Annotated in this window: 13 protein-coding genes; all 13 read left to right on the top strand. The window is 50.8% G+C overall.

All coding sequences use genetic code 11. The annotated features are described in order from the left end of the window. Nucleotides 1–18: 18 nt before the first annotated feature. Nucleotides 19–504, top strand: a complete 486-nt coding sequence (locus Q1Q75_RS03465) for an Hcp family type VI secretion system effector (RefSeq protein ID WP_300667617.1) — start codon at nucleotides 19–21, stop codon at nucleotides 502–504. Nucleotides 505–517: 13 nt separating this feature from the next. Continuing rightward, entirely contained in the window at nucleotides 518–931 is a 414-nt protein-coding gene (gene tssE, locus Q1Q75_RS03470) for a type VI secretion system baseplate subunit TssE (RefSeq protein WP_300667618.1), read from the top strand. 366 nt (nucleotides 932–1,297) lie between these two features. Next, entirely contained in the window at nucleotides 1,298–2,245 is a 948-nt protein-coding gene (locus Q1Q75_RS03475) for a hypothetical protein (protein WP_300667619.1), read from the top strand. Between the two features lie 293 nt (nucleotides 2,246–2,538). Continuing rightward, nucleotides 2,539–4,275: a type VI secretion system baseplate subunit TssF gene (tssF, locus tag Q1Q75_RS03480; RefSeq protein ID WP_300667620.1), complete on the top strand. Its 1,737-nt coding sequence runs from the start codon at nucleotides 2,539–2,541 to the stop codon at nucleotides 4,273–4,275. Continuing rightward, a complete protein-coding gene (tssG, locus tag Q1Q75_RS03485) occupies nucleotides 4,239–5,270 on the top strand; it encodes a type VI secretion system baseplate subunit TssG (RefSeq protein ID WP_300667621.1) in 1,032 nt (343 codons plus the stop codon). The genes tssF and tssG overlap by 37 nt, the downstream gene beginning before the upstream one ends. Before the next feature lie 114 nt (nucleotides 5,271–5,384). Next, entirely contained in the window at nucleotides 5,385–8,105 is a 2,721-nt protein-coding gene (gene tssH, locus Q1Q75_RS03490) for a type VI secretion system ATPase TssH (RefSeq protein WP_300667622.1), read from the top strand. Nucleotides 8,106–8,297: 192 nt separating this feature from the next. Further along, nucleotides 8,298–10,400 carry a type VI secretion system Vgr family protein gene (gene tssI / locus Q1Q75_RS03495; RefSeq protein WP_300667623.1) on the top strand — a complete coding sequence of 701 codons (2,103 nt, stop codon included), beginning with the start codon at nucleotides 8,298–8,300 and terminating at the stop codon, nucleotides 10,398–10,400. A gap of 347 nt (nucleotides 10,401–10,747) precedes the next feature. Next, nucleotides 10,748–11,224, top strand: coding sequence for a DUF6484 domain-containing protein (locus Q1Q75_RS03500; protein ID WP_300667624.1), 477 nt, complete (start codon nucleotides 10,748–10,750; stop codon nucleotides 11,222–11,224). Continuing rightward, nucleotides 11,211–11,906: a hypothetical protein gene (locus tag Q1Q75_RS03505; RefSeq protein ID WP_300667625.1), complete on the top strand. Its 696-nt coding sequence runs from the start codon at nucleotides 11,211–11,213 to the stop codon at nucleotides 11,904–11,906. The genes Q1Q75_RS03500 and Q1Q75_RS03505 overlap by 14 nt, the downstream gene beginning before the upstream one ends. A gap of 33 nt (nucleotides 11,907–11,939) precedes the next feature. Next, nucleotides 11,940–12,932: a DUF2169 domain-containing protein gene (locus Q1Q75_RS03510; RefSeq protein ID WP_300667626.1), complete on the top strand. Its 993-nt coding sequence runs from the start codon at nucleotides 11,940–11,942 to the stop codon at nucleotides 12,930–12,932. A gap of 16 nt (nucleotides 12,933–12,948) precedes the next feature. Continuing rightward, on the top strand, nucleotides 12,949–14,007 hold the full coding sequence (locus Q1Q75_RS03515; RefSeq protein ID WP_300667627.1) for a beta-ketoacyl synthase N-terminal-like domain-containing protein: 1,059 nt from the start codon (nucleotides 12,949–12,951) through the stop codon (nucleotides 14,005–14,007). 13 nt (nucleotides 14,008–14,020) lie between these two features. Next, on the top strand, nucleotides 14,021–14,674 hold the full coding sequence (locus Q1Q75_RS03520; protein ID WP_300667641.1) for a DUF4150 domain-containing protein: 654 nt from the start codon (nucleotides 14,021–14,023) through the stop codon (nucleotides 14,672–14,674). A gap of 17 nt (nucleotides 14,675–14,691) precedes the next feature. Then, entirely contained in the window at nucleotides 14,692–16,293 is a 1,602-nt protein-coding gene (locus Q1Q75_RS03525) for a hypothetical protein (RefSeq protein ID WP_300667628.1), read from the top strand. Nucleotides 16,294–16,318 lie beyond the last annotated feature (25 nt).

Below are 16,318 nucleotides of genomic sequence, written 5' to 3' on the forward strand. Positions count from 1 at the left end.
ACCACGGAGGAAATGTTTATGCCAATGACATCGCACATGGAAGTGACGGGAAATACGCAAGGGAAGATTGACGGCTCCTGCGATATGGAACGTCGTGAGAACACAATGCTCATCTATGCTTTTGACCATAAAGTGCATATTCCCAGGGATCCCCAATCTGGGCTTCCCAGCGGAAAACGCATCCATGGTCCCTTGACCGTCGTTAAGGAAATCGACAAAGCCTCTCCCAAGCTTTACCAGGCGCTCTGCACCGGAGAGCAGCTGTCCGAAGTGATACTCAAGAAGTACCGAATCGACAGCACGGGGACCGAAGAACACTATTTCTCCATCGCTCTTGAAGACGCCATTATCGTTGAGATGAAGCCTTACATGCCTATGGCATTTCTCGCCGAGAATGAACCTTTTCGCCATATGGAGGAGATCAAGTTCACCTATTCCAAGATCAAATGGACCTGGGAAGTGGACGGCATTGAATCCGAAGACTCGTGGAAAATTCCGGCGTAATTAAGGGGGCAATGTGAGTGATTTGAGACTGCTTGAGCGCGTCCGGGAATGGCAGCATACCCCCGGATTGCGAGCGAGAAACCATGCCGGGACACGGGTGACGTCTGTGGTGAAGCACCTCCAGCTTTTGTTGAATTCAAGGGTGGGGACCACATTGATGGACGGACAGTTCGGTCTGCCTGATTTGTCGGATTTGAAGCTCACCTATCCCGATTCTGTTCAGGATATGGAAAAGACCATTTCACAGACCATTGAAACCTATGAGCCGAGGCTTACCCGCGTCGGGGTCAACTTTGTTTTCCAGGATGACCGGACGTTAAGCCTTTTTTTTCGGATCGAGGCGACGCTGATTACCGGGGTAAAAAATGAAGAAATTATTCTGGAAAGTTCGGTGGATGCCTTTGGGAAAATGACCGTGAGAACGTGAGGTCTGTGACTCAGGCCTGCTGATGCATAAGGTTGTTGAAAAGGAGAGCGTGAGGGCAATCACGCTTCCCCCTGATAAACCAACCCGATACACCGGCTGAAAATCGACCTGAGCACAGACTGAACCAAGCCTGTTGCCTTAACCGGCAACAGGCCCTTCATCAGAAATAAATACCTCAGAGTCAGGTAGGAAATCAAGGACTATCAAACGATAAAGAATACTATGATGTTATGGATAATGAAGAAAAATAGAAGTGTGCTGCAAAATCGCTGTTCAACAAACAGAGGCAGACTCTATGAGATCTGTATTGTTGGTGCAGGCTCCCTGAAGCGTCATGTAGAATTGGAACTTGCGTTTGGAGGATAGATGAAAGGCATGACAGTGTTTGTGCTGTATATTTTTATAGGCTTGTTCATTAATGCGACCGCCTTAGTAGAGGATAGCGTTTTAGCTGCCGAAGGTAAGGCGTCCTATATGTTCAGAGGCATTTCATGTGAGGCATTTAAAGAGACCCTTTTACATGAAAGCCTCTATGTAACGTTTACGGAAAAACCCCTGTTTCATAAAAAAAGTAAATGCTGGGCGCTGTCGTGGAACGGGGTTCACGTTCTTCTTCCCCAGACTGATTTTGAGCATGTGTATGTAAAAAAGAATAAAAACGGCAGGTATGAGCTATTTTTGAAAACAAAAGAGGGGCTTTTGGTCAGTGTCACCTCAGACGAAAATACGGTATTTAACGATATTTTCGCTGTGACTGCAGATGGAAAAAATGTGGAATCCAGTGCGGATGGAGTGGTTTCCACAACCAGGATGTACGGAGGCCCTGTCACACTTTCTGCTTTGATGATGGCCGCTTATGAACACACTCCAGATCAGGTTACCTGCTGCAAGGAGAATTATGACGAAGATATTTCCGTTGCTATCGTGATGATTCTGAAAAAAATGAATAGGATAGAACTAGTCGCAGCCTATAAAGGAGTCGGTGCTCGTGCCGGCTGGATGACCGAATCAAAGGGCAAACAGCTCAGGGAGTATGACCTTAATATCCTTGATGCGACTCAAGAGCGCATCTTTCACCTGATGTATCGATTGCCTGAAGACGATCCATACCAAGACCTTCCCTTCCGGGTTGGCGAGGCCGGGGCTGCCGATAGTGAAGACGCGCCGCCCTGGCTTGAGGCATTGAACCAGGCATTGGCGTACTCTTCTGATGACGATTGGAGACGATACGCGGCCATCGCAAGGCAAAGTGGCATAAGTGAAAAGAGTATTTCAAAGACGTTGGAACGTGTGGTCGTGAAGCCCGTTCCGTAAGATTTTTATTTGTGAGTTGGAACCGGGTATCCGCAGTTCATGCGTTTGCGCCATACGTAAGCATGCCCCCAACCTTCGTGCGAATGGGGATCCGGGTACCCAGAGTTACAGCACGACGAATCGTACTCCTCGAAAACTTACGACATCAGCACCCCCCGCATGGTTTTTTTATAATTTATGGAGCGTAGCGACTCCTCGAACGAAGCACGAAGAACCAAGCACGAAGAACGCTTTTTAATGTTTTTTAACATTTTTTATAATCCACCCAAGCTCTTCATGGTGGCTGAGAAAGAGTGGCAATCAGAATGTTTAACTATTATTTTCAGCAGGAATTGAGTCATCTGAAAGAGATTGGCTCGGCGTTTGCCCGGGAGAATCCGGCCATTGCACCCATGCTGGGTGAGCCATCTTCCGATCCTGACGTGGATCGGCTTCTTGAAGGGGTTGCCTTTCTCACCGGTTCGATCAGGGAAAAGATTGATGACGAGTTTCCGGAAATTATCCATAATTTTATTCGTCAGGTGTGGCCTCATTATTTGAGGCCGGTTCCCGCCACGACCCTCATCGAAGTGGTTCCGGAGGCGGGGTCGGATTCTGGTGTGTCCGTTCGAACAGGCGTCGAGGTGGATTCCTTTGAGGTGGACGGCACCTCGTGTCGTTTTCGTACATGCTCCCATGTGAACATGGTTCCGGTTTCTATTGTTCGGGCAGGCTATGAAGAGTCTTCGGATGGCATCTCCGGCATTCGGGTGACCCTTGCATGCAAATCTCCTGAACATTGGGAATCAGACACCCTTAAATTTTATCTGGGAGGCGGGTACGCGAGGGCGTCCGAGCTTTATCTTCAGATGATGACCGGGGTGAGTCGTATTGCCATCGATTCCGGCGGGGAGAGACCCCAGGTTGTGTTATCGCCTGATTGCATAAAATCATGCGGCTTTAGCGAAGAGGATCCCTTGATTCCCTGGCCCTCTCAATCCTTTGCCGGGTATCGGTTTGTTCAAGAATATTTTGTATTGCCGGAGAAGTTTCTCTTTCTGGAGTTGACCGGACTCCATGCATGGAAAGAGCGCAAGGGCGTGAGTGAATTTGATCTTTTGTTTGAACTGAAGGGCATACCTGAGACCCCTCTGCGAATTGATGCGTCGAGTTTTATGTTGCGGGTGACCCCTGCGGTTAACGTTTTTAAACACAGCGCGGATCCGGTGCGGGTGAGCCAGAAAAAAAATGAATACAGGGTGAGGCCCACGGCTTCTGACCCTTCTCATTATCAGATTTATTCCATTGAACAGGTCTCAGGCTTCAAGGTGGGTCGTGGTGAGGGCTACCCCATGAAGCCTTTTCACAGCCTCGTCATTGAAGAGTCTGATATTGTTTACAACGAAATTTTAAGGCGGTCTCCGGTGAGAGATGCCATGGATTTCAGTCTCTCCCTTGCCATGCCCGAAGGGGGAGAGGTTTCCGACGTGAGGTCTCTTTCTTTTGATGTGCTCTGTACCAACGGAGACCTTCCCGAGCAGCTTCTTCCCGGTGATATAAAGGTGCCCACGGCAACTTCTCCCGAAGGGGTTGGGTTCAGAAACATTCGAAAACCTACCCAGGCTGTGTTGCCACCCTTGGGCTCCGAGTCTCTATGGGCCTTGGTATCCATGTTAAATCTCAATCATTTTTGTCTCACCCGGTGTGAGAACATGAAGGCGATGCTCAAGTTGTTTTTGATGGACGGGAGCTCGGGAAGGCGTCTCTTTGCGGCAGGTGAAAAGCGGGTTGAAGGCATCGTGGCCCTTGAGTCGACCCCAGTAAATCGACTTTTTAAAGGGACGATGATGAGCGGACTTATGATCCAGATCTCCATGCGAAAAGAACATTTCGCCGGCATGGGGGATTTGTTCCTTTTTGCCTCGGTGTTGGACCACTTTATCGGTCTCTCGGCAGCCCTTAATACATTCACGCAACTTGTGGTCACGGAAGTGACGACGGGGGAGAGGTTTGCATGGAAGGAACGCATGGGAAATCAGCTGCTGCGGTGAGGAAGATGCTCCTTGAGCAGGGGCGCTCCTTCTCTTTTTTTCAGGCCATGCGGCTTCTTGGGAATCTCAAGGCCGAGGCGGGAGAGAACCGCAGAGAGCGACAGGACACCGGGGGGACGTTTCGCGCGCGTCCTAACCTCTCCCTTGCCTTTGCCGGATCTGACGTTGAAGGGATTACAGAGAGTGCCTCGGGAAAATTGATATTAACGGCCAATATCTTAGGCCTCTATGGGACGGGGTCCCCCCTGCCGGTTTTTTATACGGAGGATTTGTTTGAGGGGGGCGATGAGGAGCCGAACGCCGCCAGAGATTTTTTGGACGTGATTAACCACCGTCTCTACGAACTTCTTTATGCCGGGTGGGCCAAATATCAAGTCGCCATGAAGGTTATTGAGGAAGAGGACGGCCGACTTAAGGACAGGATGTTCAGTGTAAGTGGCCTGGGCCATAAGTCCTTGCGGAAGGGGTTGCCACATTCTTGGAGAATGATTCGTTATTCTGGCCTTCTCTCCCAGGGAACCCGATCCGCATCGGGCCTTGAGATCCTCCTCTCCGACGCTCTGGACGGCGTGGCTGTTGAGGTGGTGCAGGCCGTGAAAAGGCTCGTGCCCATCAGCTTCGATCAGCGATGTGTTTTAGGGGTGTCTGGAAACATCCCTGGAGATACCTGCTACCTGGGGGATACCTTTGAGGACAGCATGGGAGCCGTGTTGATACGCATCGGCCCCCTCTCTGAAGCGTCGTATCGCTCCCTTTTACCCGGTACGGATGCACACCAATTGATTGTCTCCCTCACCCGGTTTTATCTCTCCACACCCATTGAATTTATCGTGGAGGTGGTGATGGGAGCGGAAGAACAGAAGAAGACCGCTCATCTTGGAGAGATCTCATGGTCACAGCTTGGATTGGATACCTGGCTCTTCTCCGGAGAACCGCCCGGTGAGCTGTCGTCACGATTTTATCCGGAAACGGATGGGGTGTGTCCCTCCGGTTAAACGGCGAGCTTTCGTTTCTCAGGTCAATCATATTCGCAGCCTGGTTTTTCCAGAATCCCACGGTGGATGCGATGTGGCTTTTAGACGGTATTCTTTAACCCTCAGGAAATTAACATGATCACAGTGGATATGAAATCCTTGTTAAGCCGATTGAATCCAAGTTGCCGGAGAGCCCTTGAGGCTGCTGCCGGGGTGTGTGTCTCGCGAACCCATTATGAGGTGACGGTGGAACATGTTCTGGCGCAGTTTTCCCAGGCACCGCTGTCCGATTTTTCCTTGATCCTGCGTCATTTTGGCATCAACGGGGACGCCTTACGAGGCACGTTGAACCGGACCCTTGAAGGGTTTGCCACAGGCAACGGGGCCAAACCGGTTTTTTCTCCCCGGTTGATGGAGTGGTTCCAGGAAGCCCAGCTCATCGGGTCGGTGGATTTTGAGGAGACGCAGATTCGTTCGGGGGTTCTTCTTCTGGCCTTTTTGAGGAAGCCGTCGCAGTTCTCCACCCTTGAAATCGCCGATATGATGCTTGAGATTAGTCGCGATGCCCTAGTGAAAGATTTTATGGGGATTACCACTCGGTCGGAGGAATCCAAAGGGGGGGCACCCCGTGGGAGGACTTCCGGGAACGGCGGCGGGGCGCTGGCGAAATATTGTGAGGATTTTACGGCCAAGGCGCGTGAGGGAAAAATCGATCCGGTCTTCGGACGTGATATTGAGATACGCCAGGTGGTGGATATCTTTGCCCGCAGGCGGAAAAACAACCCCATCGTGGTGGGGGAGGCCGGGGTGGGCAAGACCGCCATTGTGGAGGGGTTGGCCTTGCGTATCGTGGAGGGGGATGTCCCGGACTTTTTAAAGGAGATCACCTTGATGAGCCTGGATATGGGATTGCTTCAAGCCGGGGCCGGGGTGAAGGGGGAGTTCGAAAACCGCCTGAAACAGGTGATTGAAGAGGTCAAGTCATCGGAGACGCCCATCATTCTTTTTATTGATGAGGCCCACGTCATGATTGGTGCCGGGGGCTCTGCCGGTGGCAGCGATGCGGCCAATCTTTTAAAGCCTGCCCTTGCCCGGGGGGAACTCCGAACCATTGCTGCCACGACCTGGTCTGAGTACAAAAAATATTTTGAAAAAGATGCGGCCCTGGCCCGGCGTTTTCAGCTGGTCTACCTTGATGAACCGTCCGAAGCAACCACCACCCTGATTCTAAGGGGGCTGAAAACAAAATACGAAAAGAGCCACGGGGTCATCATTCGCGACGATGCTGTGCAGGCCGCCTCGGAGCTGTCCTCCCGTTACATTTCTGGCCGTTACCTCCCCGACAAAGCCATCGATCTGCTGGATACCAGCTCCGCACGGGTCAAGGTGCTGCTCACGGCAAAGCCCGGAGCTGTGGAGGACGTGGAACGCAATCTCCAGGCTATCGCACGTGAGAAAGAGGCCTTGATCCGGGATGGCGTGTACGGCACCGTCGTGGATACGGAACGCCTTGATGTCGTTGAGGTGGAGATGGCCGAGATGGAGGGAATGCTCACCGAGGTGACGGGGCGATGGGTTATGGAACAGGCCCTTGCAACGGAGTTGATTGATTTACGCCAGCAGTACTGGGCTCTGGCCCATTCCTCGCAGGCAGAAGTGGCCTGTGGCGAACTCTGCTGCGAGGTAGGGGAGACGGTGGACGGCGATGCCTGTGCACCGCCAGCCATAGGGGATAGCCCCTGCGATGAGCCGGGAGCCGCAGCGAATATACCGGACCCCGTGGCGCTTTTGTCCCAGATAGATGACAGGGCCAACGAGTTGGCCTCCATCCAGGGGGACAATCCCCTGATTCGAACGGAAGTGGATCCGGGGATTATTGCTGAAGTGGTCTCGGACTGGACCGGTATCCCCGTGGGCAAGGTCATGCACGATGAGGCCCAGGCCATGATGGGCATGGAGGAGGGCTTAAAGGGGCGCATTAAAGGCCAGGACGCCGCCCTTCATGGGATCTCCCGTATTATCAAGGCATCAAAAGCCGGTCTCTGCGATCCAGACCAGCCCCTCGGCGTTTTTCTTCTTACGGGTCCCAGTGGGGTGGGTAAAACAGAAACGGGCCTGGCTGTTGCCGACCAGCTCTTCGGGGGCGAGCGGTTCACCATCTCTGTCAACATGAGTGAGTTCCAGGAAAAACATACGGTAAGTCGCCTCATCGGATCCCCTCCCGGCTATGTGGGATACGGGGAAGGGGGCCTTCTCACAGAGGCCGTGCGCCAGAGGCCCTATTCTGTGGTGCTCCTGGACGAAGCAGAAAAAGCCAACGATGACGTTATGAATCTCTTTTATCAGGTCTTCGACAAAGGCGCTCTCTCCGATGGCGAAGGCCGACGGATTAACTTCAGCAACACGGTTATTTTCCTGACCAGCAACCTGGCCTCAGATGTTATTGCCAACGCCGCCGCACAAGGCGAAATGTGCGACAGCGAAACCCTGGTCGCCGCCATTCGGCCGGTCTTGAGTAACCATTTTAAGCCGGCCCTTCTTGCCCGTATGAGCATCATCCCCTTCCTCCCCCTTTCTGTGGATGTCATGCAGGAGGTAGTGGCCGTCAAGCTGCAGAAGGTGGTGAATCGATTGCAGGAGAGCCACAAAATTGCCCTGACGGTCTCACCCGCCGTCACCGCACAGATCGCAAGTCGCTGCAGCGAGGTGGAGACCGGGGCCCGCAACATCGACCACATCATGAGCGGCACCGTGTTGCCGTTGATCTCCCGGGAACTCCTCCTGCGCATGAGTGAGGGCGTACTCCCCCCGGAAATGCGGCTTGATACGGCAGATGGGGCCTTTGTTCTGAGGTAGTCCAATCTAAACAGGCAAAAAAACAGCCACCGCGGGTAAGGGGTGCCCCCTTGAAATCATGGGACAAAACCTGTTTGTCAAACTTTTCAAAAGTTTGGCCCCCGGCAGGGCCGCCGGAGGCATAGTGATTCCGGTGATAAATGATCATTTCATAGCCTGAAACGTCTAGTGGGCCCATATCGGAGGTGAACGATGATGTCAGTTGTTGAAATATTCAAGAACATGCGGCAGTTCGATTGTGTCTTGAACGGTCAAAAGCTCGATGTGTTTGAGTTCTCATCAGACGAATCGATCTCTGACTGTTTCGTTGTGCGAGCCACTGTGGTGTCTAAGAGGCGTCTCCTCAGTGCTGATTTTATCGGACGTGAAGGGCTTTTTACCCTCCAGGGGAGAAAGCAGGAACGGTATATTCACGGGGTGGTGCGTCGATTTGAGGAGAGGGAGACGCGGGGACGCCATTACCTCTATCATGTGACCCTCGTGCCCAGGGTTTGGGCGCAGGCGCTGATCTCAGATATCCGTATTTTTCAGGAGAAAACCGTCCCGGAGATTGTGAGGGAGGTGCTTCAAAGCGGGGGGATGCAGGCCAACGATTTTGAGTTCCGAACCCACCAAACGTACTCCCCAAGGGAGTATTGCGTGCAGTACCGGGAGACCAACTGGGATTTTGTGACCCGCCTCCTCGCGGAGGAGGGAATTTTCTTTTATCACGAATTCACGGAAGACGATCACATCCTTGTGTTCGGAGACATGCACGCCTGTCATAAGCTGATCTCAAAAAATGATTCTGTCCTTTTTACCCCGCCGGGCCAATTGGTGGATGAAGCGGAATATGTCACAGAGTTCTGGGTCTCAGAGAACATTACCGCAAGCCAATCTGTATTCAAGGATTACCATTTTCAGACGCCCTCCTATAAGCCCATCTCCAAAACCATCGCAGAGGGTGACAAGACTCTCGAACTCTACGATTATCCCGGCTATCTGACCAACGAGGCCACGGGCCAGCGCCTTGCCGATATCCATTTGGAGCGGGCGCGCCTTGACCGGGAAGAGTATTCAGGCAAGAGCCTTTGCCGCAGTTTTGCCGTGGGCCACCTCTTCACCCTGACAAAATACCCGTACAATGAGAGTAATCGGGAGTACCTCCTCACCCGCGTCTCTCACAAGGGCACCCAGCCCCAATCCCTTGAGGAGCTTGCCCCGGAAGGGCAGGGAAATACTTACTCCAATGAATTTACCTGCATTCCCTCAGAGACGCCATTCCGACCGGCCGCGGTGAAAAAACCTTCCGTGGAAGGGGTCCAGACCGCTGTGGTTACCGGCCCGGAAGGCCAGGAGATCTATACCGACGCATTTGGCCGCATTAAGGTTCAATATCACTGGGATCGCCTGGGTAAAAACGATGACAAGAGCAGCTGCTGGATGCGTGTGGCCCAGTCCGTCAGCGGCAAGGGCTGGGGCGCTTTTTTCCTCCCTCGCGTCGGCCAGGAGGTGATCGTCAGCTTTATCGACGGCGACCCCGACCGCCCCATCGTCACCGGGGCCGTCTACAACGGGGCCAACATGCCTCCCTATTCCCTTCCTGCAGAAAAAACCAAGAGCACCCTTAAAACCCACTCCACCCCCGGAGGCGATGGGTTTAACGAGCTGCGGTTCGAGGACAAAAAGGGTGAAGAAGAGATCTACATCCACGGCGAGAAAGACTGGAATATCGAGATCAAAAACGACAAGGGTCAGCATATCGGCCATGATGAGACCCTCGCCGTCGACAACGATCGCCGCAAAACAATCGGCAACGACCAACGCGAATCCGTAGGCAATAACAAAGAGATCACCGTCACTAAAAACCACACCGAGTCGGTGGGGGAGAACATGAGGGTGACGGTGGGAAAGAATTTGGATGAGTCGACTGGGGAGAACAAGACGGTTTCTGTGGGTAAGAGTATGCGAGAGACCGTGGAGGAGGATGTGGGCACGGCTGTCGGCAAAAATAGAACGGAGAACATAGGGAACAACAGCACCAGCGATATCGGAAATGATGCCAATCTGAGCGTCGGCAAGGACCACGCGATTTCCGTTGGAAATAATATGGATGTGGACATTGTCAAAGCCTTGAATACGGTAGCCGGTGGCACCATCAGTATGACAAGCAGTGGCTCGAATGTGAGGATAAACGCAGGGGGTGCCTCCATTACCATCACGAGCCGTGGCGATATTATCCTTGATGGGGTCAATGTCAGCATCAATGCCTCGGGCAATCTTACGACGTCGGGTTCTGTCATCAGCAAAAACTGATTAGCCCGGATATTTCACGAGTCGAGTGCTTCCATATTCAAGGCATCAGAGTTGCAGATGTAGTGGTTTACCTCAAAGCTCTGATAACGCGGCAGATGAGTGCACCCGGCTCGCCCGAAGGGTGAGAAAATCAGACAGAATACCGTGGATTACATTTTGCATTTTTGAAACGACTGAAAATATGACTACAAAGAACTGTAATTACGGATTATTCCTTAGCCCTGATTGTTTTCTCATGAAATATCCGGGTTAGGTGAATGGGAGGTGTGCTTGTGAGTCATAGAGGCCAAATACAGTGCACGGAAAATAGTGATCCTGTGTGTCAGGCTGAGACAATGAACCGTGGTGTGGAAGAGCTTGTCACCGTTTCCGTATCGGGGAATTGTGTGGGGCATATTGTCGGAATGGAGCGGGAGGATAACGCTGTCTTTGTTGATTATGAGGGCAACCCGTCGAAAAAGCCCGTGATCGCTAAACTGGGTCGACCTTTTATGTTGAAGGATCTTCAGAATGCAATCGCCCGGTCTCTTGATGTGCGACTTGATTTTGAAAATCATGACCCTGGAAGGCCGGTTGTGACGAACATCTATTACTCGATTCTTGATTCCAACGATGAGGCTGAAAAGGACCTCAGCACTAAAGAGATTCGTGTTCACGGAAAACGAATTGTTATTGAAGCGGAAACGGAGATTGTTATTCGCAGTGGTGAGGCAAGCACCACCTACACGGCAAAGAACGGGCGGTTGGTGTCGGAAGGGGTTGAAATTTTATCTGAAGCACTCCATGCGAACAAAATAAAGGGGGCTTCCATTGCCCTTAACTGAATCCATAGAAAAAACCGCGGCGGACAGGGCTCTTTTGGATCAGATAACAAACGAAACCCTTGGACAGAATCGCGATGTTGAGGTCGTCAGGGTTACGCGACAGGAAGAGATACGGAATATAGCTCTGACACGGGACATTGCAGCTATGGAGGTTGTTGAAAAGAGCAATATAGAGGTGTTTCACGATGAGATTTGTGCCGAGCTTGTCCATGAAATCGGCTATCTTTTTCGACGGTTCACTATGCTTTTTCATGAGGCGGTTTCCTGGAATCAGATAAAAAAGACGGAAGAGAGGCTCTCGGCCAGGATCGATGCCCTTCGTACATGCAGGAATGGATGCATCGATCATGTAACTGAAGGCCTTGACTCCGGCAGGGAAAAGGATGTGACGGCAGCGGTTTTTATCCTTTGCTCCATCGGTGATCAGGAACAAAGCGACAGGCATATAGACAGCGTCTTGAGTCGATATTCCCGTATCGACGATGTTGAACAACGCAGCTGGTATGCCCGTGGGATGACATATGGGCTTAATTCCCGTGTCACGTCCCGCCTTCTTTTTATTTCGGATCATGTATCGGACGTGATGCGCGCAGAATGCGTGGAGGTAATAGAAGCCCGAGGCAGGTTTGGCCATGGCCCGATCAAGGGAAGGGACTTCATGGTCACTGACGCTGCTCCTTGAGCCATTCGATTCATCCATCCCTGGAGGTTAAAGATGTGGGTCGTTGAAAATAAAACCCCTTTTGATGCGGTCGGCACGTTCACCCGGAATCAGGTGGGGGCAGAGGTCTGGGTTGTCGCTGTGAAGGGCACGTTTACGGTTGCGGAAGACGGGTCGGTCACGGTGGCAGACCGTCAGGAACCTGTATGCAGAGCTCCCGTGTATACAGGAGAACCGGGCCATTCATCGATGAAATACGATGTGGATTTGATCTCCGGAAAACCAGCCACCGATGTGATTATGCACGCAAACGCAACAGCTCCCGGAGGAAAGCCCGTCAAAAAGCTTGATGTATGGATGCGTGTGGGGGGTGTTCAGAAACGCTTCAGGGTGACCGGAGATCATCACTGGCGGCGTGGGATTTTTACATCAAAGACCCCCGTTCAGCCGTTTGTAAGAATACCGATCGTGTATGAACGGGCTTTTGGAGGCTGCGATCTACGGCACAAAAAGAGTAAAAAACAGGGCTATGAGGCTCGCAATCCCGTTGGCACCGGATATGTCCGTGTCGCCTCACATCGGAAAGAAATGCAGGTTCCCAACATCTGTTTTCAAGGGAAAAAGCAGCGCCGAGCGGAACCGGCGGGGTTTGGTCCTATTTCTGCCCATTGGGAACCCAGGGCGTCCTTTATGGGGACCTGCGACGAAGCATGGGCCAAGAACCGAAAACCCCTGCTGCCCGAGGATTTTGACTCCAGATATTATCAACAGGCTCCTGCAGACCAGCAGGCCGAAGGGTACCTTCAAGGGGGAGAACCGGTGACGCTTGTCAACGTGAGCCAAAGCGGCCGCCTCCGCTTCAACCTCCCGGAAGTTAAACCCCGATGCGCGACCCTTATCGGCAATGATGTGGTTGATCATGACATCAATCTTTACACAGTGATTCTCGAGCCTGAGGAGAGTCGATTGATGATGGTATGGCATTGCGCTTTTGAGTGTCACAACCGGGAGCATCTTCTTGAGAGAAGCATCGTAAGGATGAAGTAGATATGAGGTTAAATGCATGAATCTCGATCAGGAGATCGCCATCGTTCAATGTGGCGCGCGGACACCGGTCGGCACCAGCGCTGCCATGACGGCTGCCATGGTGCGGGCGGAAGTGACGCGACTGCTTCGTCACCCGTATTTCGAGGACGATCAGGGAAAGCCCCTTGTGATGGGGCGGGCCAGTTATGTCGGAGAGGAGTATGAAGGGGCAGATCGCTTTATAGCGCTCGCGATTCCTGCCCTTGAGGAGGCGTTGAGGCCCTTGAAGGGGATCCCGCATCAAAAACTTCCTCTCCCCGTGGTTATCGGTGTGCCGGAGATAAGGCCTGGGTTTTCTTTTGACTTCATTGAAGTGATTCAAGACAGCGTGACAGATGCCCTGAATCACAGCGAAACGTTGGAGACAGACGTAACAATGATACCTGCCGGCCATGCCGCCGGGTTGATGGCATTTAAAGAGGCGGCTGTTTCTATCCGTGAAGGCCGGTGTGAATTTGCCGTGTTTGGTGGAATCGATTCGTTTGATTCAGCGGCAACCCTCAGCTGGCTCAACGCCTGCAACCGGTTGAAAACTTCGAATAACCGGTTCGGATTTATACCTGGGGAAGGGGCGGGCTTTTGTCTGATCGCCTCAACCGAGATTATTTCGCGTTATGGATTAACCGGTGCTGCAACCGTTCGAGCCGAGAGCACCACTGAAGAGGCTCACCCCATAGGCAAGGGGACGGTGTGTACAGGACCGGGGTTAAGCGCGGCATTTGCCGACGTTTTGCACTATCTTCCGGAAAACAAACAGGTGAGCCGGGTTCTTTGCGACATGAATGGAGAGCGTTATCGAACCGATGAGTATGGCTTTGCAGCTCTGAGACACAGTCATCGGTTTGAGAGCGCGAGCAATCTTGTTGCGCCGGTCAACCGTTGGGGGGACATGGGGGCCGCGACGGCACCCAACTTGATTAACCTTGCGATTGAATCCGGCAATAATGGATACACCGGCGGTCCATTTCAGCTGATATGGACAAGCTCCGATTCCGGTAAACGCAGCGCCCTTCTTTTGGAGTTGCTTGCAAACTAACAAGGATAAACCTATGGCTCCGACAGTTACGGTAAACGGATTGACCCTCTGCCATCAGGGGAGCGGGGGCATCGCGACCTCGACTTTGCCCGATATCTGTTCGACCCCCACTCCAGGTGGGCCAGTGGATGTCGCATACGTTAATATCGCCATGGATAAAGACCTCGCAGGTGGGAGTGTGACCGTCACCGCCGACGGTGGCAATCCCATCGCCATTGACGGCTGCACGTTCTCAAAAAGCGTGGGTGATGAGCCCGGCTCCAATGGGGGCGTCTCTTCCGGCGTGAACCTGGGCGAAGCCTCTTTTATCTCCTGTTCCCCTGACGTCACGATTGAAGGGAAGGCCGCCTGCAGACTCTCCGACAAGATGATGATGAACAAAGCAAATTCAGCTTGTATGGGGGGGATTGTGATACCACCGGTGGTGGCGCCGGAAGCTGTAACAGCAAACGAGAGGAATGAAGACAAGTGGTTGAAGATAAAGCTGTTGGATGAAGAAGGGGAGCCGCTCCCTAATGCAAGATACGTTATTTTTAAAAAAGATGGCACGAAGTTTTTTGAAGGCAACTTGGATGAAGACGGTTTTGCCGAGATCAATTCAGATGTTTATATGAATATGTATACCATCGAATTTCCAGACCTTGCTGGGAAAATTAACAATAACTGATATATGGAAATTATCAAATGCCAGAAAATCAAAATAAAAGTCTAAAAGAAATATATGGAATCAGATTCAGTGATGTCTGGAAAGCCGATCCCAACAGGGCACTTGCCGGAAGAGAGGTGGTTGTTGTTAATAAAAATGAGTTCAATTCACTCGATAAAATTGCTCGGGCTCATGGTTTGTCAAATTGGAGAGAATTGTTTCCGCCGGCAACCAACTTGAATAAAGGGTTTCTTGAACACCGGGGTACCCCCCATATTGTTTACCCGGGGGACGAGATAATTATTCCGAAGAGGCAAAAAATAAAAGTTAACATTGTTGCCAATAAAGAGAATGTGATTGTAGCAAAGCCTGCTGAAAAGTTGGATCCACCCCGGCTGAATATGCTGTGTTTGTCCAAAGAGTATAAAATGAATGTCAGAGTAAAGGTGAAAGATGTGTGGCACGATTTGCGAAATGGTGAGTTTTATACGACGCAACTCGAAAAGTGCACAGATTATGACGGCAAAATAAAATTTGAAATCAATGATAAAAACATCGATTTATTTGACGAGATAAAATTAACAGCATTGGAAACCGACTCACATGGAAATCTGTTTATAGTAGTACAGAGACATGCGGTTGATTCAGCAGCTTCTTTTTTAAAGTACAAAGAACCTGTTGAAGATGAGTCCCGGAATGATTTTTTTATACTTGAGATTGAGAAGGAATATGATCATGAGTATAGATATTTAAAGGTTCTTGAAGATCCAGAAAAATCGTATCAGCTTGATAGATTGTCAAATGAAGAACTGAGTGATCTTGGCGCTCTATTGTTTCGATGCTTTCCCTGGCTTGAGAGTAAAAAAGCATTTTGTGGAGAGATGTTTTTGGGATCAAATGTAGTTCCATTTGCAATAGATATTTTACCTCGTTTGAACAACGATAATATCCGAAGGTTGCTTTTAAAAGATTTTCAGCAGAATGTTTTTAGAGATACTAGGTTTAATGTTAAATTTATTAATGGGGTCCGTCATGTTGTTTTTGAAGGAAACAAAGAAGCCTTAAGGAGGGTTAGTTTATTTTTGACGAATGGGAATCTCACTACTAAGTTAGCTTACAAAATGAGAGGGAATGGGAATAAAAATCTGAAAATTTTCTCTTCAGTATTTGAGCATGTTCCAAGATCTTTTGCTGGAAAAGTAAAGGCTGCAGCAAGGGGGACTAAAATGGCATTTTTTATCATTGGTACCATTGATTCTATTGAATGTTATAATGATGATAATATGAGTATTTCTGACTTATTGGTCAATATTGCCTCAGATTTTATAAAAATGATTGCTTCTGCAATGTTTGTGGCTGCTGTTGGGGCTTTGTTTGCCCCTGGAGTATTATCAATGGCAACTGTTGTGGTTGGTGGCTTTATAGTAGGCTTGGCTTTTGGGTTTATTCTTGATGCAATCGATAATTGTATTGGTAAGAATGGAGCGACGAATGGTGTTAAAGCGTTTGTGAGGGAGTTGCCTAAGAACTTAAAAGAAATAGGAGCAGAGGTAAAGTGTTCATACCGAGATGCGAATTGGGATTTGTCCCAATTCTTCGAGGCTATACACAGTCCTTACAGTGGGTATTATTTTGAATAGATAGAGTATAATATAGGGGGGGAGC

Source organism: Desulfoluna sp., assembly GCF_030145185.1.
Taxonomy (GTDB): Bacteria; Desulfobacterota; Desulfobacteria; order Desulfobacterales; family Desulfolunaceae; genus Desulfoluna.